Annotated in this window: 27 protein-coding genes and 1 pseudogene; 9 read left to right on the top strand and 19 right to left on the bottom strand. The window is 60.9% G+C overall.

The genetic code is table 11. The annotated features are described in order from the left end of the window. Window positions 1-10: 10 nt before the first annotated feature. Genes hpxX through hpxZ form a run of 3 tightly spaced genes read left to right on the top strand, consistent with a single transcriptional unit; the run spans window position 11 to window position 1,976 of the window. Window positions 11-199, top strand: a complete 189-nt coding sequence (gene hpxX / locus OTG14_RS03830; protein ID WP_061715581.1) for an oxalurate catabolism protein HpxX — start codon at window positions 11-13, stop codon at window positions 197-199. After that, a complete protein-coding gene (locus tag OTG14_RS03825) occupies window positions 196-1,593 on the top strand; it encodes an AtzE family amidohydrolase (RefSeq protein WP_267214608.1) in 1,398 nt (465 codons plus the stop codon). Before hpxX ends, OTG14_RS03825 begins: the two co-directional genes overlap by 4 nt. Beyond that, entirely contained in the window at window positions 1,590-1,976 is a 387-nt protein-coding gene (gene hpxZ / locus OTG14_RS03820; protein WP_023311059.1) for an oxalurate catabolism protein HpxZ, read from the top strand. The genes OTG14_RS03825 and hpxZ overlap by 4 nt, the downstream gene beginning before the upstream one ends. A 115-nt stretch (window positions 1,977-2,091) precedes the next feature. On the opposite strand, the gene puuE is transcribed toward hpxZ, so the two are convergent. The 3 genes and pseudogenes from puuE to OTG14_RS03805 all read right to left on the bottom strand — a co-directional run bounded on the left by puuE (window position 2,092) and on the right by OTG14_RS03805 (window position 4,496). Then, entirely contained in the window at window positions 2,092-3,024 is a 933-nt protein-coding gene (puuE, locus tag OTG14_RS03815; protein ID WP_267214607.1) for an allantoinase PuuE, read from the bottom strand. Continuing rightward, window positions 2,912-3,780 (bottom strand): annotated as a pseudogene (locus OTG14_RS03810) (aspartate/glutamate racemase family protein); the annotation flags it as partial. The gene puuE and the pseudogene OTG14_RS03810, both read right to left, overlap by 113 nt. Next, a complete protein-coding gene (locus OTG14_RS03805) occupies window positions 3,780-4,496 on the bottom strand; it encodes a GntR family transcriptional regulator (protein WP_267214606.1) in 717 nt (238 codons plus the stop codon). The gene OTG14_RS03805 and the pseudogene OTG14_RS03810, both read right to left, overlap by 1 nt. Before the next feature lie 144 nt (window positions 4,497-4,640). Here OTG14_RS03805 and OTG14_RS03800 point away from each other — a divergent pair, with 144 nt between their 5' ends. Both OTG14_RS03800 and guaD read left to right on the top strand, forming a co-directional pair. After that, the gene (locus tag OTG14_RS03800) at window positions 4,641-6,137 is read left to right on the top strand and encodes an NCS1 family nucleobase:cation symporter-1 (RefSeq protein ID WP_070533571.1); all 1,497 of its coding nucleotides are present in this window, start codon (window positions 4,641-4,643) and stop codon (window positions 6,135-6,137) included. Window positions 6,138-6,239: 102 nt separating this feature from the next. Then, window positions 6,240-7,556: a guanine deaminase gene (gene guaD / locus OTG14_RS03795; protein WP_267214605.1), complete on the top strand. Its 1,317-nt coding sequence runs from the start codon at window positions 6,240-6,242 to the stop codon at window positions 7,554-7,556. On the opposite strand, the gene uraH is transcribed toward guaD, so the two are convergent. Both uraH and uraD read right to left on the bottom strand, forming a co-directional pair. Then, window positions 7,536-7,859 carry a hydroxyisourate hydrolase gene (uraH, locus tag OTG14_RS03790; protein ID WP_267214604.1) on the bottom strand — a complete coding sequence of 108 codons (324 nt, stop codon included), beginning with the start codon at window positions 7,857-7,859 and terminating at the stop codon, window positions 7,536-7,538. The two genes, guaD and uraH, sit on opposite strands and share 21 nt — an antisense overlap. Next, window positions 7,856-8,356, bottom strand: coding sequence for a 2-oxo-4-hydroxy-4-carboxy-5-ureidoimidazoline decarboxylase (gene uraD, locus OTG14_RS03785; protein ID WP_267214603.1), 501 nt, complete (start codon window positions 8,354-8,356; stop codon window positions 7,856-7,858). The genes uraH and uraD overlap by 4 nt, the downstream gene beginning before the upstream one ends. A 239-nt stretch (window positions 8,357-8,595) precedes the next feature. On the opposite strand from uraD, the gene hpxO reads away from it, so the two are divergent. Genes hpxO through OTG14_RS03770 form a run of 3 tightly spaced genes read left to right on the top strand, consistent with a single transcriptional unit; the run spans window position 8,596 to window position 11,749 of the window. Further along, complete coding sequence (hpxO, locus tag OTG14_RS03780) at window positions 8,596-9,750, top strand: FAD-dependent urate hydroxylase HpxO (RefSeq protein WP_267214602.1); 1,155 nt, start codon at window positions 8,596-8,598, stop codon at window positions 9,748-9,750. Between the two features lie 14 nt (window positions 9,751-9,764). Next, window positions 9,765-10,802 (top strand): molybdenum cofactor-independent xanthine hydroxylase subunit HpxD, encoded by a 1,038-nt coding sequence (hpxD, locus tag OTG14_RS03775; protein ID WP_208763728.1) that lies wholly within the window; start codon window positions 9,765-9,767, stop codon window positions 10,800-10,802. Window positions 10,803-10,813: 11 nt separating this feature from the next. Beyond that, a complete protein-coding gene (locus OTG14_RS03770) occupies window positions 10,814-11,749 on the top strand; it encodes a PDR/VanB family oxidoreductase (protein ID WP_267214601.1) in 936 nt (311 codons plus the stop codon). Window positions 11,750-11,889: 140 nt separating this feature from the next. On the opposite strand, the gene OTG14_RS03765 is transcribed toward OTG14_RS03770, so the two are convergent. Genes OTG14_RS03765 through OTG14_RS03755 form a run of 3 tightly spaced genes read right to left on the bottom strand, consistent with a single transcriptional unit; the run spans window position 11,890 to window position 16,209 of the window. Then, entirely contained in the window at window positions 11,890-13,080 is a 1,191-nt protein-coding gene (locus OTG14_RS03765; protein WP_090417433.1) for a glycoside hydrolase family 88 protein, read from the bottom strand. A gap of 13 nt (window positions 13,081-13,093) precedes the next feature. Next, complete coding sequence (locus tag OTG14_RS03760; protein ID WP_090417435.1) at window positions 13,094-14,374, bottom strand: oligosaccharide MFS transporter; 1,281 nt, start codon at window positions 14,372-14,374, stop codon at window positions 13,094-13,096. Further along, window positions 14,371-16,209: a DUF2264 domain-containing protein gene (locus tag OTG14_RS03755; RefSeq protein ID WP_267214600.1), complete on the bottom strand. Its 1,839-nt coding sequence runs from the start codon at window positions 16,207-16,209 to the stop codon at window positions 14,371-14,373. Before OTG14_RS03755 ends, OTG14_RS03760 begins: the two co-directional genes overlap by 4 nt. 228 nt (window positions 16,210-16,437) lie before the next feature. Between OTG14_RS03755 and OTG14_RS03750 the strand changes: the two genes are divergently transcribed. Then, window positions 16,438-17,295, top strand: coding sequence for an AraC family transcriptional regulator (locus OTG14_RS03750; protein ID WP_267214599.1), 858 nt, complete (start codon window positions 16,438-16,440; stop codon window positions 17,293-17,295). A 73-nt stretch (window positions 17,296-17,368) separates the two neighbouring features. Here OTG14_RS03750 and cobT read toward each other — a convergent pair whose 3' ends face one another. The 11 genes from cobT to cbiK are packed head-to-tail and all read right to left on the bottom strand — an operon-like array spanning window position 17,369 to window position 25,880. After that, complete coding sequence (gene cobT / locus OTG14_RS03745) at window positions 17,369-18,424, bottom strand: nicotinate-nucleotide--dimethylbenzimidazole phosphoribosyltransferase (RefSeq protein ID WP_048989896.1); 1,056 nt, start codon at window positions 18,422-18,424, stop codon at window positions 17,369-17,371. Window positions 18,425-18,435: 11 nt separating this feature from the next. Next, window positions 18,436-19,044: an alpha-ribazole phosphatase gene (gene cobC / locus OTG14_RS03740; protein ID WP_248163833.1), complete on the bottom strand. Its 609-nt coding sequence runs from the start codon at window positions 19,042-19,044 to the stop codon at window positions 18,436-18,438. 3 nt (window positions 19,045-19,047) lie between these two features. Beyond that, the gene (cobS, locus tag OTG14_RS03735) at window positions 19,048-19,806 is read right to left on the bottom strand and encodes an adenosylcobinamide-GDP ribazoletransferase (RefSeq protein WP_061715598.1); all 759 of its coding nucleotides are present in this window, start codon (window positions 19,804-19,806) and stop codon (window positions 19,048-19,050) included. Continuing rightward, window positions 19,797-20,348, bottom strand: coding sequence for a bifunctional adenosylcobinamide kinase/adenosylcobinamide-phosphate guanylyltransferase (cobU, locus tag OTG14_RS03730; RefSeq protein ID WP_024908230.1), 552 nt, complete (start codon window positions 20,346-20,348; stop codon window positions 19,797-19,799). Before cobU ends, cobS begins: the two co-directional genes overlap by 10 nt. Then, window positions 20,345-21,868: a cobyric acid synthase gene (locus OTG14_RS03725; RefSeq protein WP_148768636.1), complete on the bottom strand. Its 1,524-nt coding sequence runs from the start codon at window positions 21,866-21,868 to the stop codon at window positions 20,345-20,347. Before OTG14_RS03725 ends, cobU begins: the two co-directional genes overlap by 4 nt. Beyond that, window positions 21,865-22,683: an energy-coupling factor ABC transporter ATP-binding protein gene (locus OTG14_RS03720; RefSeq protein ID WP_267214598.1), complete on the bottom strand. Its 819-nt coding sequence runs from the start codon at window positions 22,681-22,683 to the stop codon at window positions 21,865-21,867. The genes OTG14_RS03725 and OTG14_RS03720 overlap by 4 nt, the downstream gene beginning before the upstream one ends. Before the next feature lie 11 nt (window positions 22,684-22,694). Continuing rightward, the gene (locus OTG14_RS03715) at window positions 22,695-23,372 is read right to left on the bottom strand and encodes an energy-coupling factor ABC transporter transmembrane protein (RefSeq protein ID WP_267215188.1); all 678 of its coding nucleotides are present in this window, start codon (window positions 23,370-23,372) and stop codon (window positions 22,695-22,697) included. Continuing rightward, complete coding sequence (locus OTG14_RS03710) at window positions 23,359-23,640, bottom strand: energy-coupling factor ABC transporter substrate-binding protein (RefSeq protein ID WP_024908226.1); 282 nt, start codon at window positions 23,638-23,640, stop codon at window positions 23,359-23,361. Before OTG14_RS03710 ends, OTG14_RS03715 begins: the two co-directional genes overlap by 14 nt. 1 nt (window position 23,641) lies before the next feature. Further along, entirely contained in the window at window positions 23,642-24,379 is a 738-nt protein-coding gene (cbiM, locus tag OTG14_RS03705) for a cobalt ECF transporter S component CbiM (RefSeq protein WP_048989904.1), read from the bottom strand. Continuing rightward, on the bottom strand, window positions 24,376-25,089 hold the full coding sequence (locus tag OTG14_RS03700) for a cobalt-factor II C(20)-methyltransferase (RefSeq protein WP_267214597.1): 714 nt from the start codon (window positions 25,087-25,089) through the stop codon (window positions 24,376-24,378). Before OTG14_RS03700 ends, cbiM begins: the two co-directional genes overlap by 4 nt. Further along, entirely contained in the window at window positions 25,086-25,880 is a 795-nt protein-coding gene (gene cbiK, locus OTG14_RS03695) for a sirohydrochlorin cobaltochelatase (protein WP_267214596.1), read from the bottom strand. Before cbiK ends, OTG14_RS03700 begins: the two co-directional genes overlap by 4 nt. Between the last annotated feature and the right edge of the window lie 9 nt (window positions 25,881-25,889).

Raw genomic sequence — 25,889 nt, 5'->3', positions numbered from 1 at the left:
GGAGAAAACAATGACGACACACCAACCCGACTGGCAGGCGTACCTGGCGCAAATGGAAACCGTACTCGGCGTGACGCTGGATGACGCCCGCCGCGCCGAGCTGCAGCTGCAGTTCAGCCGCATTGCCAGCATGGCCGCCCCGCTGATGGCGCTGCCGCTCGATGACCGTCAGGAGATCGCAGGAGTGTATAAAGCATGAAGCTACACGAGATGAGTATCGGCGCGATCCAGCATGCGCTGAACGCGGGAGAGCTGAGCGCTCGTGAGATTGCCCGCCAGACGCTGGAGGGGATTGCGCGCGTGAACCCACAGATCAACGCCTGGACCGCCGTGACCGAAGAACGCATGCTCGCCGAAGCCGACAATATTGATACCCTGCGACGGGAAAAGCGTCCCTTGCCGCCGCTGGCGGGCGTGCCTTATGCGGTGAAAAACCTGTTCGACGTTGCCGGCCATACCACTCTCGCCGGGGCCGAGCTGTTCAGCCAGCGCCCTGCCGCCGCGGCTGACGGCTTCGCGGTGCGCCAGCTGCGCAGCGCGGGCGGGCTGCTGACCGGGATGGTGAATATGGACGCCTACGCCTACGGCTTTACCACCGAAAACAGCCACTACGGCACGACGCGTAACCCGCACGACCTGGAGCGCATTGCGGGCGGGTCGTCCGGCGGTTCAGCGGCCGCGGTGGCCGCCGGGCTGGTGCACTTCTCGCTCGGCACCGACACCAACGGCTCAATTCGCGTTCCGGCCTCCCTGTGCGGCATCTATGGCCTGAAGCCCACCTTTGGCCGCCTGTCGCGATCCGGCAGCCATCCGTTTGTCGCAAGCCTGGATCATATCGGCCCCTTTGCCCGCCGCGTGTGCGACCTGGCGTCCGTGTACGACGCGCTGCAGGGGCGGGACAGCAGCGACGGTTTTCAGGCAGAGAGCTCCCGCGAGCAGACGCGCCCCCTGCTCGATCGCGGGCTTGACGGCCTGCGCTGCGCGGTGCTCGGCGGCTACTTCACCACCTGGTGCGACACGGACGCCAGAGACGCCGTGGCGCGGGTGGCGAAGGCGCTCGATGTGCAGGATGAGCTGCAGTTCCCGGACGCCGAGCTGGCGCGCTCTGCGGCGTTTATCATCAGCGCCTCGGAAGGGGGAAACCAGTACCTGCCCGCGCTTCGCCGCGAGCCCGAGCGCTTTGAGCCGCACTCCCGCGAACGCCTGCTGGCCGGGGCGATGATCCCCTCCGCCTGGTACATTCAGGCCCAGCGGTTCCGCGCACACGCCCGGCAGGCGTTTAAAACCCTGTTCGCGCAGGCCGACGTGCTGATCGCCCCGGCCACACCGCGCAGCGCCACGCTGGCGGGCGAGCAGACCATGGAAATTAACGGTCAGCTGCTGCCCATTCGCGCCAGCATGGGGATGCTGACTCAACCAATTTCGTTTTTGGGCCTGCCCGTGACCACCGTTCCGCTGCGTACCGCGCAGGGTGCGCCTATCGGCCTGCAGCTGATTGCCGCGCCGTTTAACGAGCAGGCCTGCCTGCGCGTCGCGCGGGTTCTGGAGGAGAGCGGCATCACCGATGCCCGTCCGGCGGAGATAGCAGCATGATGAATCACGATGATATTAACCTCCCGTGGGTGGTTGCCGAGGTGACGGCCGCGTTTTACCGCTATGAGGACGCGCTGGTGAGCAACAACGTTGCGGTGCTGGACGAGCTGTTCTGGCACGACAAAAACACGGTGCGGCTGGGGGCGGGTGAAAACCTGTACGGGATTGATGAAATCCGCGCCTTTCGTGCGGCGCGCCCCGCCGCCGGGCTGCAGCGGACGCTGCGCCACACCGTCATCACCACCTTCGGAGAGGATTATGCCGTGTGCAGCACCGAGTTTACGCGGGAGGGCACAGAACGTATTGGCCGCCAGCAGCAGACGTGGGTGCGGTTTGCCTATGGGTGGCGGATCGTGGCGGCGCAGGTGAGTTTGATGGTGTAACGCTGAAAAACCTGCCCGGTGGCGCTGCGCTTACCGGGCCTATGATGTCCCGTATGCCCTGTGGGCCCTGTAGACCGGGTAAGGCGCAGCCGCCACCCGGCAAAACACGGCTCAATTACTTCTGAAACGGATGCACCTCCCGCCAGTGGTCGGCAATCTGCTGGCGGGTACAGACCCACACCCGCTCGTGCTGCTGCACATAATCCAGGAACCGCTGCAGCGCGCGAAAACGCCCCGGTCGCCCCAGCAGGCGGCAATGCATGCCGATGGACATCATCTTCGGCGCGCTTTCCCCCTCTTCGTACAGCACGTCAAAACTGTCCTTCAGATACGTATAAAACTGCTCGGCGGTGTTAAACCCCTGCGCGGTGGAGAAGCGCATGTCGTTCGCATCCAGCGTATAAGGCACAATCAGGTGCGGTTTACGGGAGCCATCGCTGCAGGCCACCTCCGTCCAGAAGGGCAAATCGTCGCCGTAGTAGTCGCTGTCGTAGTCGAAGCCGCCGTGCTCCACCACCAGCTGGCGGGTGTTGGGACTGTCGCGCCCGGTGTACCAGCCTGTCGGCGGCTTGCCGAACAGGTCGGTCAGCACCTGTACCGCTTTGTGCAGGTGTTCGCGCTCCTGTTGGATATCCATGTGCTGATAGTGGATCCAGCGCCAGCCGTGGCTGACCACGTCGTAATCCGCCGCCTTGATTGCCTCGACGATCTCCGGGTGACGCGCCAGCGCCATCGCCACGCCGAAGACCGTCAGCGGCAGGCCGCGTTTCTGAAATTCATTGTGGATCCGCCAGAACCCGGCGCGGCTGCCGTATTCGTAGAGGGAGTCCATCGACATGTGTCTGTCCGGGTAGCTGGCCGCGCCGATGATGTCCGACAGGAACTGCTCGGAACCGGCATCGCCGTGCAGAACGTGGTTTTCCGCCCCTTCTTCGTAATTGAGCACAAACTGCACGGCGATGCGCGCCTGATTCGGCCACCGCGCGTGCGGCGGGTTGCCCGCGTAGCCGCGCAGATCCCGCGGATAATCCTGTTCGAAAAGCCCCATTGCCACCCCCACAAATTAAAATGGATTCAGTGCCTGAAAATGCCCGCTTAACGCTTTGTTCTCCGGGAACGCCAGATCCCCATGCTTGCTGGTCGACAACCCCAGCGCCACCAGCGATTCCACCATCTTCACCGCCGCGCTGACGCCGTCGATTACCGGCACGCGCAGCTCGCGGGTCAGCTCCTGCGCCAGCGTCGCCATGCCGCCGCAGCCCAGCACGATGGCGCCGCAGCCGTCCTCTTTCAGCGCCTGTATACAGCGCGCGCGCACTTTTTCCTGCGCCAGACCGCTACCGTCTTCCAGCGCCAGTACCGGAAGGTCGATGGCATGCAGCGCCGCGCAATGGTCCTGAAAGCCATACTGGTGCAGCAGATGACGGGCAATAATCAGCGTGCGCGGCAGCGTGGTGACCACCGAAAAGCGCGTCGCGACCAGCGTCGCCATATGCATAGCGGCTTCGGCGATGCCTATAACCGGCCCCTGCGCCAGCTCGCGCGCCGCCAGCAGGCCCGGATCGCCAAAGCAGGCGATCACGTGACCGTCCACGCCCTGCTCCCTGCCTTTTTTGATCTGTTCCAGGACACCAACGGCGGCGATGGCCTCATCAAAGTGGCCTTCTATCGACGGCACGCCCGCGCTCGGGCAGACCGCGAGGATCTCCGTTCCCGGTGCCGCTACCGCGCGGGCCGCCGCGCCGATGGTTTCCGTCATCGCGAGGCTGGTGTTGGGGTTGATCACTTGTATACAGACAGACATTACGACTCCTTGTGGCCGGCAAACAGCCGGGCAAAATCAGGCAGGCACTCGCCCGCCCGCTCGAAGCAGAGGCTGGCGACGATATGTTCAAAATGGTGCATTAAGGCATCGCTGAGCGGCTCAAGCGCCTTCTGGCGCAGCAGATCCACCAGTTGCTCATGATCGTTGCAGCGGCAGCCCTGACGCCACGGCGCTCCCCAGGTGGCAATCACCAGCGACGAGCGCTGGCTCAGGCCGGTCACCATCTCAGTGATCACCTGGTTGCCGGAGATGGCCTGCAGCTGAATGTGGAAATTGGCGGAGTGGCGAATCGCCGCCGGGCCGTCATAGGCCTCGTGCGCCTGCTGCTCCTGGCGAATAATGGCCTCCAGCGCGGCAAGATGCGGCGGCTGGCAGTGCGCCAGCACGTCCGGCAGGTTGGCGACCTCCAGCAGGGCGCGGGTGCGGAAGATGTGCCTCGCCTCTTCCACCGTCGGGCTGGCGACGTGTGCACCACGCTTGGGCGTCAGGGTGACCATTTGCACAGCGGCGAGTCGTTGAAGCACCTTGCGGATGCCCGTGCGGCTCACGCCAAAGACCTCGGCCAGCGCCTCTTCCGGCAGTTTGCTCCCCGGCAGCAGCTGGTGTTCGACAATCGCGGTCATCAGCGCCTGAAAGATGGATTCGTCTTTGTCATGCAGGTCTGGCGCGGTCTGCAGGGCGTTTATGTTGTTCATTTACCACTCCGAATTTTACTTTCCGTTATCGAATCGTATACATAAAAATAAAATATTGCATACAAGATTTATTATTTTGGCCTGGATCCTGCAACACCGACTGCACTCCCACTCAACGGGTTTTCATTCACAGGAGCAGGTTTCATGCCAAACAGTCAAAACGCGCAGCAGGGTACGGCCGCTGATTCCGGTGCGGTTTACAGCCCACGTCTTTGCAATGAGGATCTGGCACCGACGCGTGACCAGAACTGGAGCTGGTACAACATCTTTTCGTTCTGGATGTCGGACGTTCACAGCATGGGGGGTTATGTTGTCGCCGCGAGCTTCTTTACGCTCGGGCTGGCAAGCTGGCAGGTGCTGCTCTGCCTGCTGGTGGGGATTTGCATCGTGCAGCTGTGCGCCAACCTGGTGGCCAAACCGAGCCAGATGGCAGGCGTGCCCTACGCGGTGATCAGCCGTCAGGCGTTTGGCGTCTTCGGGGCCAATATTCCAGCGGTGATCCGCGGGCTTATCGCCTTTGCGTGGTACGGCATTCAGACCTATCTCGCCGCCAACGCGCTGATGCTGGTGGCGCTGAAGTTCTGGCCGTCGCTCTCTTCGCTCACCACCGGCGCGTTCCTGGGCCTGTCGCATCTGGGCTGGATCTGCTTTGCCATTATGTGGGTCCTGCAGGCGATGGTCTTCTGGCACGGCATGAGCGCCATCAAGCGCTTTATTGATATCGCCGGTCCGGCGGTCTATGTGGTGATGCTGGCCCTCGCCGGCTGGATTGTATACAAGACCGGCTTTGACGGGATCTCCTTCACCCTCGCCAGCAAATCCCTGAGCGCGGGCGAGCAGACCTGGCAGATGATCACCGCCACGGCGCTGGTGGTCTCCTACTTCTCCGGCCCGCTGCTCAACTTTGGCGATTTCTCCCGCTACGGCAAAAGCATGGGCGAGATCCGCCGCGGCAACCGCTGGGGGCTGCCGTTTAACTTCCTGCTGTTCTCCATCGTCACCGTGGTGATTGTGTCCGGCACCCAGTCGCTGTTTGGCCGCATGATCACCGATCCGATCGAGACCGTCAGCCGCGTAGGCAACGATCTGGCCGTGGCGATTGGCCTGCTGACGATGATCACCGCCACCATCGGGATCAACATCGTGGCGAACTTCGTCTCCCCGGCGTTTGATTTCTCTAACTGCTCGCCGCAAAAAATCAGCTTCCGCACCGGGGGCATGATCGCCGCCGTCGGCTCGATCCTGCTCACCCCGTGGAACCTGTTCAACTCGCCGGAGCTTATCCACTACACCCTGGACGTGCTCGGGGCGTTTATCGGCCCGCTGTTCGGCATTCTGATTGCCGACTTCTACCTGATTAAACGCGGCAAGGTGTCGGTCGACGATCTGTTCGACGACACGCCAAAGGGCAAATACTGGTACCGCAACGGCTTTAACCCGAAAGCCATTGGCGCGCTGATCCCGTCCGTTGCCGTGGGCCTGATCATCAGCTTTATCCCGGCCCTGCATGAGGTGGCGAACTTCAGCTGGTTTATCGGCGTCTTCCTGGGCGGCGTCACCTACCGCTGGCTGGCGCGGGAAGAGCGCGAAACGGCAGGCGCGACGTCGTTCGGTTCCCGCGTGGCGACGCAAAAAGAGTAACCCCTCCCTCCGGCCGCAGCGTATCTGCGGCCCGTTCATTCTGGCACCGTTCTTGCTGAGCCTTCTTACCCCCGCTACGCAAACACGAAGGCAGGAACCATGATGGAATACCAGACTGCGATCCGCGGTGCATTTTTTGATATTGCCCGGGTCTGCGACAGCGCAGACGCCATTGCCGAGCACGCGCGCTACCTTGAGGACGGACTGCTGTTTATCCAGAATGGAAAAATTATGGCACAGATGCCATGGCAGGAGGGCGAGCAGTATCTTGACCCGCACATAGGCTATACCGACCTGCGCGGCAGGCTGCTGCTGCCCGGTTTTGTTGACACCCACGTCCACTATCCGCAAACGGAGATGATCGGCGCCTTTGGCGAACAGCTGCTGGAGTGGCTGACCACCTACACCTTCCCGGTGGAGAGCCAGTTTTCCGATGAAGCCTACGCGAAAGAGATCGCCGAATTTTTCATACAGCAGCTGGTGAGCAACGGCACCACCACCGCACTGGTGTTTTGCACGCTGCATCCGGAATCGGTCGAGGCGCTGTTTACCGAGGCCCTGCGCCTGAACATGCGCCTTATCGCCGGAAAGGTGATGATGGACAGACACACGCCGGACTACCTGAGCGAAGACGCGAAGCAGAGCTACCGACAGACGCGGGCGCTGATCCAGCGCTGGCATCACCGTGGACGCCTGGGCTATGCGATTACGCCGCGCTTTGCGCCGACCTCATCCCCCGAGCTGCTTGCGGCGGTCAGCCTGCTCAGAGAGGAGTTTCCGGATACCTGGCTGCAGACCCACCTGAGCGAGAACCCCAACGAAGTGGCCTGGGTAAGCGACCTCTGGCCGGAGCACGAGCGCTATCTGGACGTGTATCACCACTACGGCCTGACCGGCGAGCGCAGCGTGTTTGCCCACGCGATTCACCTTCACCACAGCGAGTGGCAGTGCCTGCATGACACCGGTTCGGCGGTGGCGTTTTGCCCCACCTCGAACCTGTTTCTCGGCAGCGGGCTGTTCCGCCTGCCCGCCTGCTGGCAGCACAGGGTGCGGATGGGCATCGGCACCGACGTCGGGGCGGGCACGACCTTCAGCATGCTGCGCACCCTGGGGGAAGCCTACAAGGTGGGCCAGCTTCAGAGCTACCGCCTGCGCGCCAGCGAGGCGTTTTATCACGCCACGCTGGGCGGCGCGCACGCCCTCCGGCTGGACGATAAGATTGGCAACTTCACGCCCGGCAAAGAGGCGGATTTCGTGGTTATCGATCCTGACGTAACGCCGCTGCAGCGCCTGCGCAATCGCCGCTGTCAGGATATCTACGAGCAGCTTTTCGTGCTGATGACCCTGGGCGACGAGCGCAACATCAGCGAGACCTGGGTCAACGGCGAGCGGGTATGGTCAACTGCCCCGGTAGGTTGACCACCCGCCGGGCGCAATCACAAACGGCAGATGGAAATGCTCGTCTGCCGTTTCTCCCGTCACAAAATCAATTTGCGCACAGGGGTAGAGCGTGTCGCGACCGGTTTCGCGAAACCACGCGCCGATCTCCGCCACCAGTTGGTAACGGCCCGCGGGCAGAGAGGGAACGAACGCGGCGATGCGCCCCTGGGCGTTGGTCCCCCCCGTGGCCAGCGTCTTCCCGCCCTGTTGCAGATGAACCGTTACGCCCTCTGCGGGTTTGCCCGTCGAAATATCAAGAATATGGGTGCTGAGTGTGCTCATTCGCTAATGACTCCTTCCAGCCGTAGCAGCGTAATTTCCCGCAGCTGTTCCAGCGCGGCACGGATTTCCTGCGCGTCGCTGTTCTCCAGCCGCGCGTGCAGGGCCCGTAATATCTCCTCGCCGCTGCGGCCCTTCGCGCGGATCAGAAAGACGCGCCCAAAGCGGGCCTCGTAGCGGGCATTGCCTTCACGCAGCGCCTGCGCAAGGGCGGCATCGCGATCGTTCACCGCCCCCTGCTCCTGGCGCGACAGCGCCGCCTCCGCCTGCGCGCCCGCGGGCTTTTCCCCGATGCGCGGATGGGCGCTCAATGCTTGCGTTAATGCCGCTTCGTCCCAGCGTTGCGTCAGTGCCTGCGCCGCAATGAACAAGGCTTCCCGGCTCGAATAAGGCCGCCCGTCAACCAACGCGTCGGCCCAGCCGGGTATCGCCACGCAGGGCTGAAGCAGCGTAAGAGCGTCTTTCTCAGGAAGCTGATTGAATTCGTGCAGTGCGATCATAGGTTCTCCTTGATTATCCTCCTTCAGGTTATTGCACAAACCACGCCACTCGTGAGGCAGGTGTGAAACAGTCGATTCCGGATGGCTGACCAGGAAATTTTTGATTCAAAAAAAGGCACGCTCACCGCGTTTGCGCACCTTAGCAGTGCAAACCTCTCACTCACAACGCCGTTTTCGCCACTCTGCAGCCTGGTACGCAAATTGCTGAACATCTTTACACCCTGCAAAAGGAGAGAAGCATGAGAGCAATCGTTATTGGTGCGGGTATTGGCGGCCTGAGCGCCGCCGTCGCGCTGAAAAAAGCGGGCATCGACTGTACCGTATTTGAAGCCGTAAAGGAGATCAGGCCCGTCGGGGCGGCCATCTCCATCTGGCCTAACGGCGTGAAATGCATGCAGCACCTCGGCATGGGCGAGATCATCGAGACCTACGGCGGACCGATGCGTTTTATGGCCTATAAGGATTACCGGCGCGGCGATACCCTGACCCGCTTTAGCCTTGCTCCGCTGGTTGAGCGTACCGGCGGGCGTCCCTGCCCCGTCTCGCGCGCTGAGCTTCAGCGGGAAATGCTGGACTTCTGGGGGCGCGACAAAGTGCAGTTCGGCAAGCGCGTCGAACGCGTAAATGAAGACGACTCGGGCGTGAGCGTGACCTTCACCGACGGCACCACGACATCCGGCGATTTCCTGATTGCCGCCGACGGCAGCCACTCGGCGGTTCGCCCGTACGTGCTGGGGTATACCCCCGAGCGCCGCTACGCGGGCTACGTGAACTGGAACGGGCTGGTGAAGATTGACGAAGAGATCGCCCCGGCGCACCAGTGGACCACCTTCGTTGGCGAAGGCAAGCGCGTGTCGCTGATGCCCGTCTCCGGCGGACGCTTCTACTTCTTTTTTGACGTGCCGCTCCCTGCGGGCCTGGCGGAGGATCGCACCACCCTGCGCGCCGATCTCACGGGCTACTTCCGCGGCTGGGCGCCGCCTGTGCAGACGCTTATCGCGGCGCTGGATCCTGACACCACCAATCGCATTGAGATCCACGACATTGAGCCGTTCGACAGCCTGGTGCGCGGCAACGTCGCGCTGCTCGGCGATGCCGCTCACAGCACCACGCCGGATATCGGCCAGGGCGGCTGTGCGGCCATGGAAGATGCGGTAGTGCTGGGGGAATGCCTGCGTGAAAACCACAGCATCACGCTGGCGCTGCGGCAGTACGAGGCGCTGCGCTGCGACCGGGTGCGCGACCTGGTGCTGAAGGCGCGTAAGCGCTGCGACGTCACCCACGGCAAAGACATGGCGTTGACGCAGGCCTGGTATCAGGAGCTTCGAGAGGAGACCGGAGAGCGCATCATCAACGGTCTGTGCGAGACCATTCAGGGCGGCCCGTTAGGCTGAACGTAAGAGGGATAATGATGAAAAGAGAACCGACTCCACCCGCCCACTGCACGTTTGAGCCAGAGGACTGGCTGCGTCTGGCGAAATGCTGGCATCCGGTCGCGCGCGCCTGCGACGTCGGCCCGGCGCCGGTCAAAGCGACGCTACTGGATGAACAGCTGGTGATTTACCGGATTAACGACCAGGTCGTGGTCGCCCGTGACGTCTGTCCGCACCGCGGCGTGCCGCTGACGCTCGGCTTTCACGACGAGCACGGGATTATCTGCCCCTATCACGGCTTACGCTTTGGAGAGGACGGGCGCTGCAACCGTATTCCCTCCAGCCCCGACCAGCCCGTTCCGGCAAAGCTGAACCTGATTAACTACGCCGTGGAGGAGCGCTTCGGCCTGATCTGGACCTGCCTGGCCTTTGATCCGGATAACCCTGCGCCGCTGCCCGCCATGCCGCACTGGGATGACGCCGGATTTCAGCAGATTAACTGCCCGGCGTTTGAGGTCAACGGCTTTGCCGGACGTCAGGTAGAGGGGTTTCTGGACGTGGCGCACTTTGCCTGGATCCACACCGATACCTTTGCGGACCCCAATAACCCGCTGGTGCCCCACTATCAGCCGCAGGAGACGCCGTTTGGCTTCGTGGCGGATTACTGGAGCTCCGTGAGCAACTATCCCGCCAGTTCCCCCGTGCAGGCTCCGGAAGGGTTCCAGTGGTTGCGCCATTTTGAGATGCACCTGCCGTTCACCGCCACCCTGACGATTCATTTTCCGGGTGAATCGAGACTGGTCATTATGAACGCCGCGTCGCCCGTGTCGTCGCGCGTGACCCGCATGTTCGCCCCTATCGCCCGCAATTTTGACCTGCATATTCCGGTGGAGGACGTGCATGCCTTCAATCTGCGGATTTTTGAAGAGGACCGTCTGATGGTGGAAACCCAGCGCCCGGAAAGCCTGCCGCTGGACCTGACCCTGGAAGCGCATATCCCCGCAGATAAAAGCTCGATTGCCTACCGTCGGGGACTGAAGAAGATGGGCTTTGGCGAGTTTTTCCTGGTATGACGGAGGCCGCTATGCTGAGCGTAATTGTTGACGGGCTGTGGCGTGAGGGCGACAAAAGCCTCGCCGTCAGGCTGGTGGCTGAAGACGGCGAAGCGCTGCCGCCGTGGCAGCCCGGCGCGCACATTGATGTCCACCTGCCCTGCGGCGTGGTGCGCCAGTATTCCCTGACCGGGGCCTGTGAGGAAGAGGGCTATCTGATCTGCGTGGGGCGGGAAACCGCCTCGCGCGGCGGATCGCGCTACGTTCACGAGACGCTGCGTCCGGGGCAGAAGCTGCTAATTTCAGCCCCACGCAATCTGTTTCCGCTGGTTCAGGCAGAACGGGTTTTATTGCTGGCGGCGGGGATTGGCATTACGCCGCTGTATGCGATGGCCCTGCAGCTGAAGGCCGCCGGCATGTCGTTTTCGCTGCACTATTACGTCAGGAAGCGCGAAAGCGCGGCGTTTGCGCGCGAACTTTCGCAGTGCGGTGAGTGCATCATTCATACTATCAGCCCGCGCACAGCGCTGGCAGAGCATCTCCCCATGCCTGAAGCGGGTTTGCGAGCCTGGGTCTGCGGACCTGCGGGGTTCATGGAAAAAGTGCGTGAGGTCGCCACGGCGAAGGGATGGGATGACGCCCATCTTCACAGCGAGGCGTTTCAGCCCGCGTCCCCTGCCACAGGCGACGTCGCGGGCGAGATCTTTACGGTCAAGCTGGCCTCCACCGGGGAGCGCTGGCCGGTGCCTGCGGACAAAACCATCGCCCAGGTGCTGCAGGAAAATGGCGTGGCGGTCCCGCTTTCCTGCGAAATGGGGATCTGCGGCGCCTGCCTGACGCCGGTGATTGACGGCGTAGTGGATCACCGGGATAGCGTGCAGTCGGAGGCGGAAAAAAGCGCAACGGACCAGCAGGTGGCGCTGTGCTGTTCGCGGAGCCATTCCGGGGAGCTGGTGATTGGGCTGTAAACCGTCTGCACACGCTTTCTTGCCGGGTGGCGCTGCGCTTACCCGGCCTACAATCCGTAACAATATCAATATATTGCACTATTCATTGTAGGCCCGTGCAAGCGTAGCGCCGCCGGGCGAAACGCACAAGCGCTTAAGGATTACCAGTACGGGTGCCAAATCTGTCGCAGCCGCGCCAGCAGCTCAAGATAGAAATAGTCCCCCCAGCTACAGCACTGATCGACCCCCTTACCGCTGCCCATATGATAAACCGAGTGCTGCAGTAGCCCTTCAGTCGGATCGTCGTCATGAGCAAGGTAGTTATCGGTCAGCGACAGCGCGATACGCAGCGCCATCTCTTCATAATATGCACGGTTTGCGTCGAGCGTCGGCAGCGCCTTAACCAGCTCCAGCAGGCCACAGGCGGCAATCGCCGCCGCTGAACTGTCGCGCACGGCGTCGGTACCGAGCAGCGCCAGATCCCAGTGGCAAACATCATCTTCCGGCAGACGGTTGAGGAAGTAATGCGCCAGGCTGCGCGACAGCTCAACCATCTGCTTATCGCCGGTGTGCTGATAGCTGAGCAGAAAACCGTAAATGCCCCATGCCTGGCCGCGCGACCAGCACGAGGTATCGCTGTAGCCCTGATGGGTGTTGCCAAAGCGCGGCTCGCCCGTCTGCACATCCATATAGTAGGTGTGATACGTCGAGGCATCTTCACGCACGATATAGGCCGCGGCCTGTCCTGCGTGCGCCGTCGCCGCCTGCGCATAGCGCGGATCCCCAGTCTGTTCGCTGGCCCAGTACAGCAGCGGCAGGTTCATATTGCAGTCGATGATCATTCTTCCCTGCTGCTCCGGGTCGTTTAAATCACCCCACGCCTGAATAATGTTGGCCGTCGGATTAAAGCGCTCCATCAGGCGATCGGCAGCCAGCAGCGCCGACTGACGAGCGGCTTCGTTGCCGGTGAGGCGCCAGGCGCTGATGCAGGAGAGCGAATAGAGGAACCCGAGATCGTGCGTTGCGGTGTCGATGCGCTGCTCAATACGCCGGGCGAACGACGGTAAATAGCGCTCTGCGGCTTCGCGATAATGCGCTTTGCCGGTCATCTCCCACGCCAGCCACAGCTGGCCAGGCCAAAAGCTGGTGGTCCATTCCACGTTATCGGTGCGCGGCCAGACCCCCTTCTCACAGGCCTCACCGGGGAACTTATCGCCGAAGGCGACAATATTTTTGTCGAGCTTGCGCGTGACGCGGGCTAACGCCGCCTCCAGCTTCTGGCTCAGTGCCAGGCGATCGACCTGATGCAGTTCGATTGGCCGCAGCGCTTCGGTGATAACAGATTTGGTCATAACAACTCCTGAATTAATGTTTGGCCGGTTCAACCGGGGCGGTATCTAAAGCCGGAGCAAAGGATCGTGAGTCATCGCGCGTCGACTGGCAGCGCGACAGCGTAAAGGCGGAAATCAGCGTAAATACCAGGGCGCAGCAGCCCATCAGCAGATAGGTATGCTCAAAGCCAATCCTGTCGTACAGATAGCCGGCAGGTGGGGCGACCACAATCGAACCCACGTAAATCATCGCCTGGTAGCCCAGCAGGTACATCGTGGCGTTAACCCGACGATGGAAATGCTCCGCGATGTATTTGAAGACCGAGATGAGCAGCAGCGCGATCTCGACGCCATAAAACGGTTTGATGATGGAGATAACAATCGGGTCGCTGGTCAGCCCGGAGGCGATCAGCCGCGCTCCGACCACACAGCCGCAGAACAGCAGGCCGCGCTTGGCGCCGTAGTGATTCACCAGCCACGGGATAAACATCATCATCACGAATTCCATCCCCGACTGGACGGTACTCAGGTAGCCGTACCAGGCATTCCCCTGCTCTTTGGTGGCGAAGAACGACACGAAGTAGCGCGGGAACTGCTGTTCGGCGATAAACATCATCCACGCCACCCCGGCGACGTAGAGGCTGAACATCCAGAATTTGCGGTTTTTCAGGAGCATCAGCACGTCGGCGAAGACGATCTTATTTGCGGAAATAACGCTGTTATTGCGCAGCTGCTCGTCGCCGATTTTGAGGCTAATCAGCACCAGCAGCATCAGTACCGAGGTCCCGCTGCTAAGCAGAAAGTTGGCCAGCGGGGTGACGTTAAACAACAGCCCGGAGACCGACGCCGCCATCGCCCAGCCCAGTGAACCCCACATTCTGATGCGGCCAAACTCCAGCCCGTACAGGCGGCTAAAGCGGTCGGCGTAAGATTCAGACGCCGCCACGCCGGCGTACCAGCCCAGGCTCAGATACAGCGCGCCGATGATAATCCCCGCCATCGCATGGCTTTGCAGCAGCGGCTGGTACACCAGCGCGAAGAACGGCGCCATCAGCGCGGAAATGGCGCAGACAAAATAGAGCAGCCATTTGCTCATACCTATTTTGTCCATGATGTAGCCGTACACTGGTTTCAGAACCACCGCGAAGACACCGTTGATGGCGAACACGCTGCCGATGGTGACGCTATCGAGGCCCACTTTCTGGCTCAGCCATAGGGCGTACAGGCCAAAGCTGGATGACCAGGTGAAGAAGTAAAGAAAAATAAAGGTACTCATTTTGTACTGTGCGGCGCGTACGGACGATGATGTGCTCATAGCAATGCCTCCGGAGCCAGAACGAGCGTCGTTTCTTGTCGTGCCGTCACGAAGCGTACCGCGTCATCGCTAATGAAGGCCTGCGGGCAGCGTTGCGGATCGAAGTCGGCGGCATTTCCTGCCCACACCGCGCTGATTAACACATGCTTACCGGGGTCGAGCTCGCCGCGCAGCACCGGCACCGCCGCGCGCTCGGCGAACAGCAGATTACTGTTTGGCGGCGTCACCACCGCCTCGCCGCGGCGGGCGTGCGGGTGTAGACAGAAAATGGCTGAGACATCCCGGGCACTGCGTAACCAGCAGGCACCGTCACTCTCGTGTACCTGCGGCTGCGGGCGGTTCGCCAGGCTAAAGCCCCCCTCCGCGCAGTCCAGCGCGCGCCGGGTATCGATACGATGGACGCGTAGCTGCCAGTCGCCCAGTGCCAGCAGCCAGCTCTCAATCTCCACGTCGCGCCACGGCAGCCAGCGGCTGTAAATGGTGCCGTCAGCGGTGACCACGTGCTGGCATTCGCGGCGGCCACGCCAGTAGTTATCCTTTTCGGCCAGCAGCAGCATCGAATCGGGCGAGGCATGGTTCAGTCCGTAGCGCCCGCGTTCGATGGTGAAGCCAAAGCGGGTGGAATAGGCAAATTTGCAGTATTTCGCTTCGGTATTCACGAAGTTGTTCAGCTCCAGCTGGCCGGACGTCAGCATCCACAGGTGATCGGCCTGATGCACCACCACCTGATCCGCGTGGGCTATCGTGTGCTGCACGGGCAACGGCGGCAGCGGCAGCTCGGCCGCCTGCCAGAAAGCATCGCCCTCATCTAATGCCAGCACCAGCAGGGTCTTCAGGCCCCAGTACGGCGACCCCGGCGCGTTGTAGTCTTCCGCCATCGCCAGATTCGGGTAGCTGTAACCGACGCTCAGCACGCCGTCGCGGTCGAATATCGGCTGCTTTAGCCACCAGCGCAGATGACGCAGAACGATGCCCTTAATCGCGCCGGGCGAAAAGACCTCCAGCCCGGCGAAGGCCGCCGCACTCCAGAACGCCGCCTCGGCAAAGCGGTAGGTCAGGCTACGGCCAAACGGGATCGCCGCGCCGTCTTCGGCAAAGAAATGGATGAAGTCAGAGGAGAAACGCGCGGCCCGGTCACGCAGCGTTGCACAGCGCTGTGGATCGACCCCAGCCATGAGCTTCGCGTAAATCAGGCCATAGAAATGGAAGCCCATCGAGATGTAATAGTCGCGCGGCCGTCCCGGACCATCGGAGTACCAGCCATCGCCGAGGTAGTAGTGCTCCATGGCAGCAAAATGATCTTCCAGCGCCTGGGGGTTGGTCGGCATGCCGCAATAATGGAAGCCGACCTGCACCAGAATCGGGAAGAAGTGCCAGTTGTTATCGGGGATTTCCCGGGTCTCGCACTGCTTTAGCCAGCGCCATAAATTCTCTTTCTCCGTCTCGGTGAAGTGTGCCAGTACGGTTTCACCCGCCAGCGCCAGCAGCAGCCCGTAGGCCGCCATCTCGACGATTCGCTGATCGTAAGGCCCGACGTCGCCCCAGTAATCGGCATGCTGCGGATCGGTGCCGTTTTTTATCGCCTGTAAATAGAATGAGAAGTGCTGCGGCTCGCTGCCGCCAGCCAACAGCGGCGTCACGCCCCACAGCAGGCGGGAAAACGTTTCCATGTTCGCCACCTGCTGGCCGTAGTGAGCGGTAAAGTTCGCTAAATCAATGCGGCTGGCGTCTTTTTTAAACCAGGGCGACACCGCGTTCAGCATGTCGTTAACCAGCCGTAGCACCTCTTCCCGGCTTGTCAGTGGGTTATCCAGATGAATATTTTCAGGTTGCACAGGGTCCTCCCGCATTACACGAGGGTAGAGATAAGTTATTGTTATTAGGCTTTTTAAAGCCACGAGTGCGACGTCTGAATGAAGAGTAACTGCTTTTATTCCCGGCGCTGAGTGAGCAGACTCACAAAATTAAACCGCCATTTCATTTTTGCTGGATTTTGTCGAACGCGAGGGGGATAAATTACAAATGATGGCCTAAAAATTTAAATCTGTTGTCCTGGAGGTAATATGGGTGAAACGCAGCTGCTGGAACGAATTACGCTCGATCGGCAGGCCATTTCTTTTAACCGCATGTCCACCACCAGCGCGATTTACTACCACTGGCATCAATGCGTTGAATTGCTCTATATCTCCAGCGGCTACGGCATCGTGGTGGTGGATAATCAGCACTACACCGCCCGTCCGGGGCGATTATTTATCTTCCCGCCCTTCCGTTTGCACAAAGTGCAGGTCGATCATAGCGATAAGAATTCCTATCACCGCACCACCATGCACATTGAGCAATCGGTGGTCGAAAGTGCGCTCGGCGCCTTCCCGCGCCATCAGGCCCGGTTCGCCGCGCTGGCCGCCAGCAATCTTCCGGCGCAAATCTACGATCTCAGCGAGCACGCAGCGTTTATCGAAAGGATCCTTGAACAGTTTCAGCGCCTGGAGGGCAGCGAGCAGACCGAGGCGTGCGAGGTGGCCTTTCTGATGATGCAGCTCATGACGTTTCTGCCCGAGCAGCCGCAGCCATACCCGCCGCGCCAGCAGACCGTCGCCTCGCGGATTATGAGCTGGGTCGAAGCCCACTATGCCAGCAAGTTTTCACTCGACCAGCTAGCGCACGACCTGGGGCTTTCGCGCAGCTATACCTCACGCATTTTTCGCCAGCAGACCGGCGGTAGCATCCACGAATATTTGCTGACCCGGCGGATAAAAAGCAGCTGCGAGCTGTTGCGGTACAGCGATGAGCCAATTGACGCTATTGCGCTGGCAGTCGGGTTTAGCGAGGTGACCTATTTCATTACCTGCTTTAAAAAGATGATGCGTCAGACGCCGCTGCAGTATCGACGTCGTATCCGCTGCACCAGAATGCCCTGTTAAGGGGGGGGTTGACCGCTGGCCCAAAGCTGGACGCTTTCCGGCGTCCAGCCTGGCTGGGGTTTTTGCCTTTCCGTCATGCCGGAACGGGCAACTCAATGCCGCTTTGCGCCAGTTGCCCCATCTCGCAGTACATTGCGCAGGCCGCGCTGACGATAGACATTGCCAGCGCGGCACCGCTCCCTTCGCCAAGACGCATGTCAAGATGGATAAACGGCGCCAGCCCAAGGTGCTCCAGCGCGCGCCTGGCCCCCTTTTCGGCGGAAAAATGAGAGGGAATACAGTAGTTCTTCACTTCTGGCGCAATCTGACAGGCGGCAATGGCGGCGGCATACGAGAGAAAACCGTCTAACACCACGGGCAGTCCGCATGCGCCAGCGCCCAATATCACCCCGGTCATGCCCACCAGGTCATAGCCGCCGACTTTGGCCAGCACATCAACCGCATCGCGCGCATCCGGCTGGTTTATGCGTATCGCCTGCCGGACTATGGTTTCCTTATGCTGCACCCGGTCCTGCGGCAAATTGGCCCCAATCCCCACCACATCATGCGGATCGCTGTCGGTCAGCACGCTGATGATTGCCGAGGCCGGCGTCGTATTGGCAATACCCAGCTCGCCTACGCCAAAGACGGAGATCCCCTCCTGCGCGCGTTTTTTAACGAGGCTGGCACTCGCCAGCAGCAGGTGCTCGGCATCCTGACGGCTCATCGCCGGTCCCTGAGCGATATTCCCGCAGCCGCGCGAGAGTTTAAGGCTGAGCATATTGTCGATAGGCTCGCCGTCAATACCGATGTCAACGGGCAGTACCGACGTCTGGCTATTGCGGGCCAGCACGCACACTCCGGTCAACCCCTTTTGCATATTGACGGCCTGAAGCCAGGTCACCACTTTCGGCGTCACGGCCACGCCTTCATCAAACACGCCATGGTCGGCGCACATGACGATAATCTCTTTTTGCAGATTATCGAGCCTGTCGATGCCCCACATTCCCGAAAGCTGTATTGCCAGACTTTCCAGCCGACCCAGGCTGTTTGTCGGCTTTATTAAGCCATCAACATGCCTTGAGGCCGCCTGAATCTTCTGTTTATCAAGCGGTCTGATGGCCGCCGCCAGCGCCTTCACTGTCCCCATCCTCATCACCCTCACTCTTCTGTTTGCCAAACGCTTCTGCCATTAAATACCCGTAACACCCAATGCCCGCCCCGATTTTCAACGACCGTGTAGGCATCGTGACTGAACGGGAAATGCCACATCGCCGCCACGGGCATCCCTAACCAGGTTGCCAGCAACAGGCTCAGCACGCCCTGATGCGCCACAATGAGCATGTCTTCGCGCTGCTGCAGCTGACTCATCTCATCCGCCGCCGCCCTGACGCGCGCGGCGAAATGCGGGAAGGCTTCGCCGCCGTCTGGCGTTGCGTTTTGCCAGTCATCCATCCAGCGCTGCCACGACGCGGGACTTTCTTTTTCGATGTCGCTGAAGTGACGCATCTCCCATTCGCCAAAATCCAGCTCGTTAAGCCGCGCATCGACGTGGACATCATGGGCTGTCGGCACGATAAGCCGCGCCGTTTGCTGCGAACGCTGCAGCGCGCTGACGCGCGCGTGCCCGAACGCGACCCCGGACAGGTACCCGGCAACACGCTGGCTTTGGGCAATGCCCTGCGGCGAGAGCGCCAGATCGGTACTCCCGTAAAATACGCCGCTGATGTTAGCGGCTGTTTGACCGTGACGAACCAGAAACAGACGCATACATCAGACCCACAGTAGCGACAGCAGGAAGACCATTTCACCGATCTCCTCCATCGCGCCCAGGGTATCTCCCGTCAGCCCGTTCAGTCGGCGGCTTAAAAATGTCTTTACCGCGTTGACGACAATCCAGGTGATGACGCTGGCGATAAGCCCGTGCGCCCCGGCCAATAGCCCCACGAGCGCCACGCCGATGCAGAGGGTGATGACCGTCTCTTTGCCGCTGATATGGCCAAGATAGGCGTTTGCCATTCCAGCCCCTTCGCGCGCATAGCGCTGCCGGTACATGGCCAACACCATTGCCGTTCGCCCGACGATCGGCGCGCAGACCAGCAGCGCAAACAGGGTATTAACCGGAAGGTGGGCCAGGGAAATTACCGCAGCGACTTTGATAAGGATGCAGAATACGATGGCCAGACCGCCATAGGTTCCCAACCGGCTATCGCGCATAATCTCCAGCATCCGTTCGCGGGTGCGGGCAGAAAAGACGCCATCGCAGGTGTCCGCCAGACCGTCCAGATGAAACCCGCCGGTCAGCAGCACCAGCGCCAGAACCCAGGCGACCGCGCCGATATAGATCCCCCCGCCGGTCTGGCTCACCGCCAGATAGCCCAGGGCAGCCAGCACGCCAACGATCAGGCCCACTACCGGGAACCAAGGGACGCCACGGCCATACTGCGAAAATTCAACGCCGTCGCTCCACTTTTGCGGCACCGGAATGCGGGTAATGAATCCCAGCGTCGCCCACAACATTTTTAACGGCATTTAATCTTTACTCCAATTCCCGAGACAACCAGCCACACTTCCTGCGCCGCCTGCGCCAGCCTTTGGTTCGCGCGCCCGGCAATATCAACAAAATGACGCGCCAGCCGATTCTCTGGCGTGATGCTCATGCCCAGCTCATTGGTCACAATATAAACCGGCGCCGCCGACTGCTGGCAGGCCGCAATCAGGTCGTCCACCTGCTGTTGCAGCACCGCCTCAAGCGCGGAAAAATCGAGGGTCTCCGGCGACGCGCCGCCGCTGGCGTCATAGAGCAGGTTCGACAGCAGGGTGGTGACGCATTCCAGAACCACGCCTTCGCCCGGCTGCACCTGGTGGCGAATCACGTCGCCCAGATCGCGATACCCTTCCCAGGTTCGCCAGTGCGCAGGACGCTGGGCGCGGTGCTTGTCAACGCGCAGCGCCATCTCTTCATCGGTAATCACCGACGTCGCGATATACAGCACGCGCTCGCACTGCTGCGCCGCCAGCTGCTCGACGTGCGCACTTTTCCCGCTGCGCGCGCCTCCGGTGACCAAAATCATGCGCCTTCCTCCTGATGCTCCCGCATTATTTGATAGATCTTTTTAATATCAATATGTTCTCTCATCGCGCTCGCCAGGATATCAAACTGTTGCGCTTTCCAGGCGGCGTAATCTACCGCAACGTCTAAGGGCGCCAGTCCTTTGCGCTGGCGCAAGCCGTCCACCATCGCGCGCGTGAAGGCATCGTTATCGAATAGCCCGTGTAGATAGGTCCCTATCACCTGCCCGTCAGCGCTGATGGCACCGTCCGCGATGCGCTCGCCCTCTTTTTCCAGAAACAGCGCCGGGCTACCGTCGGATGTCAGTTGGGTCTCTCCCATATGGATCTCGTAGCCCTGCACCTTAATGCCCGCTGCCGACTTAAGCCACGCCGGGAGCGCCGACGCCATCTGCGCCGAGACCTGCGTCGTGGTTTTTCGCTGCGCGAAGCGGGTCACGGTATGGAGCAGACCCAGCCCCGGCTGGGTTCCCAGCCCCGACTCCACCTCATCAATGATGGTATCGCCAAGCATCTGGTAGCCGCCGCAAATGCCCATGACGGGCACGTTCTGCTGGTGGGTCTGGAGCACCGCGTGCGCCATGCCGCTTTCCCGCAGCCAGGCCAGATCGCCCAGCGTATTTTTACTGCCGGGGAGAATCACGAGATCGGCCCCCGCCAGCTCCTGGGGATAACGGACATAGCGCACGCGAACATCGGGCTGCGCCGCCAGGGCGTTAAAATCGGTGAAGTTGGAGATATGCGGTACCTGCACCACGGCAATGTCGATATCGCGCTGGGCGGTTCGCAGGTATTTTCCCTTTTGCAGCGCCACACCGTCTTCATCTTCCAGATCCACATCCAGCCATGGCATCACGCCCAGCACCGGCACGCCGGTCAGGTTTTCTATCTGCTCAATACCCGAGTAAAGCAGCGCAACATCGCCACGAAATTTATTGATGATGACCCCTTTCACCCGCGCCCGCTCGCGATCGTGCAAAAGCGCCAGCGTGCCGTAGATGGCGGCAAACACGCCGCCTCTGTCAATGTCCGCCACGAGGATCACCGGGCACTGCGCCATTTCGGCCATCCCCATGTTGACGATATCGCGATCGCGCAGGTTAATCTCCGCCGGGCTGCCCGCGCCTTCCAGCACCACCACGTCATACTCTCCGGCCAGGCTGTTATAGACGTCGCGGATCTGCTCCCGCAGGCGCGGTTTGTATTCGTGGTAGCTGACCGCGTCCATATCGGTCGCCACCTGCCCCATCAACACCACCTGCGCTTTACGATCGCTGGTCGGCTTTAACAGCACCGGATTCATCCGTACGTCCGGCGTTATCCCCGCCGCCTGAGCCTGAAATATCTGCGCGCGGCCCATCTCTTTTCCCTCCGGCGTAATACCGGAGTTGAGCGCCATATTCTGCGACTTAAACGGTGCGGTACGCAGGCCATCCTGATAAAAAATCCGGCACAGCCCCGCCACCAGGACGCTTTTACCCACGTCAGAAGCGGTGCCCTGCAACATAATTGCCTGCGTCATGAGGCCTCCTTCATTACGTTTTTTTGTCGCATACGGCTGAAAAATTCATCTTCGGTTTTACATAACGGCAGGCCAAGCTGCGCGTGCAGCTTGACGAGCCAGGGCTGCGTTAATCCGGCCCGTTCAATCAGTTCGCCGCGGGCAAAGACCTCACCCGGCGCGCCGTGCGCCAGCACTTCTCCCTGACGCAGCACGTAAACGGCATTGCTCACTTCGTAAATCAGGTCAATATCATGACTGGAGATCACCACATGGTTCCCCTGCGCCACAATGCGCCTGATGATCTTGATCATCTGCGTGCGTCCTGAAGGATCAAGCCCGGCCGTGGGCTCGTCCAGCAGAAGATAGCGGGCGCCCAGCACCAGCGCCCCGGCAATGGCGACGCGCTTCTTTTGCCCGTGGCTCAGGCACTGGATCGGCTGCTGGCGAAAACGCTGCGCGTCAACCAGCGTCAGCGCATCGTCGACGCGCCGTGCAATCTCCGGTTCCGCCACGCCCAGATTGCGCAGGCTGAAGGCGATGTCGCTATCAATATCGGTATAAAAGATCTGCTGATCGGGATCCTGAAACACCGTTGCCACCTGCTGACGGAGCGCCAGCAGTCCGCGCTTGCTGTAGTCCAGCGGCTTCCCCTGCCACAGCACCGCACCCTGCTGCGGCTTCAGCAGGCCGCTCAGATTCATAAATAACGTCGACTTTCCGCAGCCGTTAGCTCCGACCAGCCCGGTGACGGGATGGGTCGAAAAATCCAGCGTCAGCCCTTTGAGCACCTGCGCCTCCTGATAGCGAAACCAGAGATCGGCGGTGGTAAGCATGGTGCGATTCCTTACAGGGGAAAATCACCCTGATAGAGTTTAATATCCAGCGTGGTCGCCATCTGCTGATAGCGAATCAGCACCCGGGTAAACAGCAAACCAACCAGCATCGCCAGCGAGCGATAGCCCTTTGGCAGGCTACGATAGCCAAAACGCAGCGTCTGCGCGCGGTGAATTGCCAGCGCTTCGTCTAACAGAATAAAAATAAAGCGCCAGGTCAGCAGGATCTGCTCGGTAAGCAGGCGCGGCACGCGCGCCCGCTTAAGCAGCACAATCAGCTGCGGAAACGGCAGATTCAGCACCAGCCAGAAGGTCGCCGCCAGCGCGGCAAGGCTGCGCCAGAAGGTTTCATTGGCGGCAGTCAGCCCGGACGCGGTTATCCCCAACCAGTAGTGCCCCACCGGGACGCCTGCCGCCAGCGTGTGCGGGTCACGGGTGACGCTAAAGAGGATCGTCAGCACGCCGACCAGCAGAAAGCCAAACGGCAGCGCCATCCAGCGGCACCAGCGCCTGAAGGTCATCCGCAGCAGCCAGCAGGTCAGTCCCGCCGTCAACGCCAGGACGACCCCCTGCCCCAGCGGCGGCAGCGCAAACGCCAGCGTCATCAGCGCCAGCCAGAGCAGAAACTTGCGTTCCGGCGCAACGTGAGCCCAGCGGCTCTGATAGCTTAGCCTGTCAAGCCCGGTCATCACGGCGCTGTCTGCCTTTGGTGTAGCCCAAAATATAGAAAATCACCGCTGCGCCAATGGAGCCCTGGAGCGTAAACAGCAGGCTTTCAATTTCGCCGCTGGCGGGTTCATAGAGCGGCGTGAACCACGGCGTGTAATGCGGCGCCACAACCTGAATTTGATTTTCGGCTTCACCATCCGAGCCGCCAAATTCCCCCCCGTGATCGATAAAAAATGGCAGTACGATCAGAGCAAGCACCATCGCCAACAGCATCAGCGTCTTTTTCATCTCAGTGTCCTTGTGCGGTAATCAGCTGACGTTTGGTCAACTGGTCATAAATCATGACGGTTAACAGTCCCTCCGCGATGGCGATGGGGATCTGCGTCAGGCAGAAAATGCCCATGAATTTCACAATCGAGCCCGCGGCACCCGTCGCCGGGTCCGGGAACGCCGCGCCAAGCTGGACTGAGGTGACAAAATAGGTCACCAGATCCGCCAGCATCGCGCACAAAAATACCCCAACGTCACGACGGAGCCCGGCACGGCAGGCCATTTTCCACACCATGTACCCGACAACCGGCCCAATCACCGCCATCGACATGCCGTTCGCGCCAAGCGTGGTTAACCCGCCGTGCGCCAGCAGCAGCGCCTGAAACAGCAGCACGATGGCGCCGAGAATGGCGACGACGCCCGGCCCGAACAGAATCACGGCGAGCCCCACGCCGGTCGGATGCGAGCAACTGCCGGTCACCGAGGGGATCTTCAGCGCCGACAGCACGAAAATAAACGCCCCGCACAGCGCCAGCAGGACTTTCTGGTGGCTATCCTCCTGCACGATACGGCGCAGGCGCACCAGTCCATACCACAGACACGGCAAGAAGATCAGCCACCACGCCAGCGCCCACATGGGCGGTAAAAAGCCTTCCATGATGTGCATCGCGAACGCCTGCTCCGGCACCACCATCAGCAATAGCGCCGCCGCCAGGCCACTTAATGACAGCTGTTTAAGCTGTTGTTCGAGTTTCATTGCGCATACTCCCACTGTTTGTTGACCAGAATGGTCGAGAAATAGGGTAACGGCTGGTCGTCAGCAACCTCATCCAGATGCCGCCAGCACTGCTCGCCGGGGAGCGTGGCTTCTGACATCATCAGCGCGCAGTTCAGCAGCCCGGCCTGCGTCAGCAGCGCTTTGATGCGCGCAAACCGGCCATAGACCTTCATCAGCACCAGGCTGTCGTGCTGCTGCAGCGCCTGCGCAATCTCCGCTTCCGGCGCGGTGCATGCGATCACCGCCAGCGACTGCTGTTCCATCGCCAGCGGCGTTTTGGACCGCGCGGAAATCGCGGCAAACGACGTCACGCCGGGCACAATTTCCAGCCAGTCCGGGCTGCCGATGCGCTGAAGTAAGAACACCCAGGTACTGAACAGCATGGCGTCGCCCAGGGTGATAAAGCCAACCTGTTTTCCGTCGTTCACCTCCGTTACTAACGCGTCGGCCACCGCATCCCACACCGCCTCCTTTTCAGCGCTGTCGGCGCTCATGGGAAAGTGGCAGCAGCGGATTTCAGTCTGCTCACCGACATATTCACGAACGATAGAAAGCGCCAGACTGTCGCCCCCTTTTCGTCCCGCCGGGGCGTAGAGAATATCCAGCGAACCGAGGATCCGTGAGGCGCGCACGGTGATAAGGTCAGACGCGCCCGGCCCGGTACTGAGGGCGTACAGTTTGCCGCTCATGCTGCCTCCTCCATCGCCACGCTCAGCGCCTGCTGTAAATGGGCGACGAACATCGCGCGCACCGCCGGGTTTTCGCCCAGCCCGCTCAGCCACGGCGTTGCCGGGACCCCGGCAGCGTTAAACAGCGTCTTCCAGGAGTCCTCGTCATCAGAGGCCATATCGTTAATGGCGTGATCGCCCGCCACCAGCATCAGCGGCATCAGATGCACGGCGGTGACCCCTTCTTTACCAAGGCTCTCAATCAGGATGTCGACTTCCGGATAGCTCTCCACCGCGCCGACGCGGGCCGGGAAGCCCTGGGCCATCATCATGTGGTCGAGACAGGCATAGGCCGCAAAGGCGTGATGGCTGGCGCCGTGGCCCATAAATACCACTTTTTCCGTGGCCCCAAGCGTCGGCATCTGCTGTTGCAAGGCGCACATCAGCTGCGCGTAATCGTCGTGGCTGCTCAGCAGCGGTACCCCCAGCGTCAGGCGGGTAAACAGCGGGCGCAGGCTCTGCACTTCACGGACGATTTTCTCGTACTCATCGCCGTTGATGATGTGCAGGGACTGGATCGCCACGTCCTGATATCCCTGAGCCGCAAGCTTTTTCAGCGCCTGCAGCGGCGTATCGATCTCAATGCCGTCACGCTGTTTGAGCTTGCGAATGATCATCCCGGAGGTGAATGCCCGAAACAGCTCGCGGTCAGGGCAGCTTTCCGCCAGCGCACGCTCGCAGGCCACAATGTTTTTCTCGCAGGTATCGTGGTAGCTGGTACCAAAGCTGACCACCAGAAGCGCCTTTTTCATCTCTAACTC

Source organism: Enterobacter pseudoroggenkampii (assembly GCF_026420145.1).
GTDB lineage: Bacteria > Pseudomonadota > Gammaproteobacteria > Enterobacterales > Enterobacteriaceae > Enterobacter > Enterobacter pseudoroggenkampii.
This window is presented reverse-complemented; position numbering and strand designations above follow the sequence as displayed.

Excerpts from the sequence above, each read along its gene's own strand:
- hpxX (WP_061715581.1), top strand. The coding sequence starts at position 11 with ATGACGACACACCAACCCGACTGGCAGGCGTACCTGGCGCAAATGGAA.
- OTG14_RS03825 (WP_267214608.1), top strand. The coding sequence starts at position 196 with ATGAAGCTACACGAGATGAGTATCGGCGCGATCCAGCATGCGCTGAAC.
- hpxZ (WP_023311059.1), top strand. The coding sequence starts at position 1,590 with ATGATGAATCACGATGATATTAACCTCCCGTGGGTGGTTGCCGAGGTG.
- puuE (WP_267214607.1), bottom strand. The coding sequence starts at position 3,024 with ATGGGGCTTTTCGAACAGGATTATCCGCGGGATCTGCGCGGCTACGCG.
- OTG14_RS03805 (WP_267214606.1), bottom strand. The coding sequence starts at position 4,496 with ATGAACAACATAAACGCCCTGCAGACCGCGCCAGACCTGCATGACAAA.
- OTG14_RS03800 (WP_070533571.1), top strand. The coding sequence starts at position 4,641 with ATGCCAAACAGTCAAAACGCGCAGCAGGGTACGGCCGCTGATTCCGGT.
- guaD (WP_267214605.1), top strand. The coding sequence starts at position 6,240 with ATGGAATACCAGACTGCGATCCGCGGTGCATTTTTTGATATTGCCCGG.
- uraH (WP_267214604.1), bottom strand. The coding sequence starts at position 7,859 with ATGAGCACACTCAGCACCCATATTCTTGATATTTCGACGGGCAAACCC.
- uraD (WP_267214603.1), bottom strand. The coding sequence starts at position 8,356 with ATGATCGCACTGCACGAATTCAATCAGCTTCCTGAGAAAGACGCTCTT.
- hpxO (WP_267214602.1), top strand. The coding sequence starts at position 8,596 with ATGAGAGCAATCGTTATTGGTGCGGGTATTGGCGGCCTGAGCGCCGCC.
- hpxD (WP_208763728.1), top strand. The coding sequence starts at position 9,765 with ATGATGAAAAGAGAACCGACTCCACCCGCCCACTGCACGTTTGAGCCA.
- OTG14_RS03770 (WP_267214601.1), top strand. The coding sequence starts at position 10,814 with ATGCTGAGCGTAATTGTTGACGGGCTGTGGCGTGAGGGCGACAAAAGC.
- OTG14_RS03765 (WP_090417433.1), bottom strand. The coding sequence starts at position 13,080 with ATGACCAAATCTGTTATCACCGAAGCGCTGCGGCCAATCGAACTGCAT.
- OTG14_RS03760 (WP_090417435.1), bottom strand. The coding sequence starts at position 14,374 with ATGAGCACATCATCGTCCGTACGCGCCGCACAGTACAAAATGAGTACC.
- OTG14_RS03750 (WP_267214599.1), top strand. The coding sequence starts at position 16,438 with ATGGGTGAAACGCAGCTGCTGGAACGAATTACGCTCGATCGGCAGGCC.
- cobT (WP_048989896.1), bottom strand. The coding sequence starts at position 18,424 with ATGGGGACAGTGAAGGCGCTGGCGGCGGCCATCAGACCGCTTGATAAA.
- cobC (WP_248163833.1), bottom strand. The coding sequence starts at position 19,044 with ATGCGTCTGTTTCTGGTTCGTCACGGTCAAACAGCCGCTAACATCAGC.
- cobS (WP_061715598.1), bottom strand. The coding sequence starts at position 19,806 with ATGCCGTTAAAAATGTTGTGGGCGACGCTGGGATTCATTACCCGCATT.
- cobU (WP_024908230.1), bottom strand. The coding sequence starts at position 20,348 with ATGATTTTGGTCACCGGAGGCGCGCGCAGCGGGAAAAGTGCGCACGTC.
- OTG14_RS03725 (WP_148768636.1), bottom strand. The coding sequence starts at position 21,868 with ATGACGCAGGCAATTATGTTGCAGGGCACCGCTTCTGACGTGGGTAAA.
- OTG14_RS03720 (WP_267214598.1), bottom strand. The coding sequence starts at position 22,683 with ATGCTTACCACCGCCGATCTCTGGTTTCGCTATCAGGAGGCGCAGGTG.
- OTG14_RS03715 (WP_267215188.1), bottom strand. The coding sequence starts at position 23,372 with ATGACCGGGCTTGACAGGCTAAGCTATCAGAGCCGCTGGGCTCACGTT.
- OTG14_RS03710 (WP_024908226.1), bottom strand. The coding sequence starts at position 23,640 with ATGAAAAAGACGCTGATGCTGTTGGCGATGGTGCTTGCTCTGATCGTA.
- cbiM (WP_048989904.1), bottom strand. The coding sequence starts at position 24,379 with ATGAAACTCGAACAACAGCTTAAACAGCTGTCATTAAGTGGCCTGGCG.
- OTG14_RS03700 (WP_267214597.1), bottom strand. The coding sequence starts at position 25,089 with ATGAGCGGCAAACTGTACGCCCTCAGTACCGGGCCGGGCGCGTCTGAC.
- cbiK (WP_267214596.1), bottom strand. The coding sequence starts at position 25,880 with ATGAAAAAGGCGCTTCTGGTGGTCAGCTTTGGTACCAGCTACCACGAT.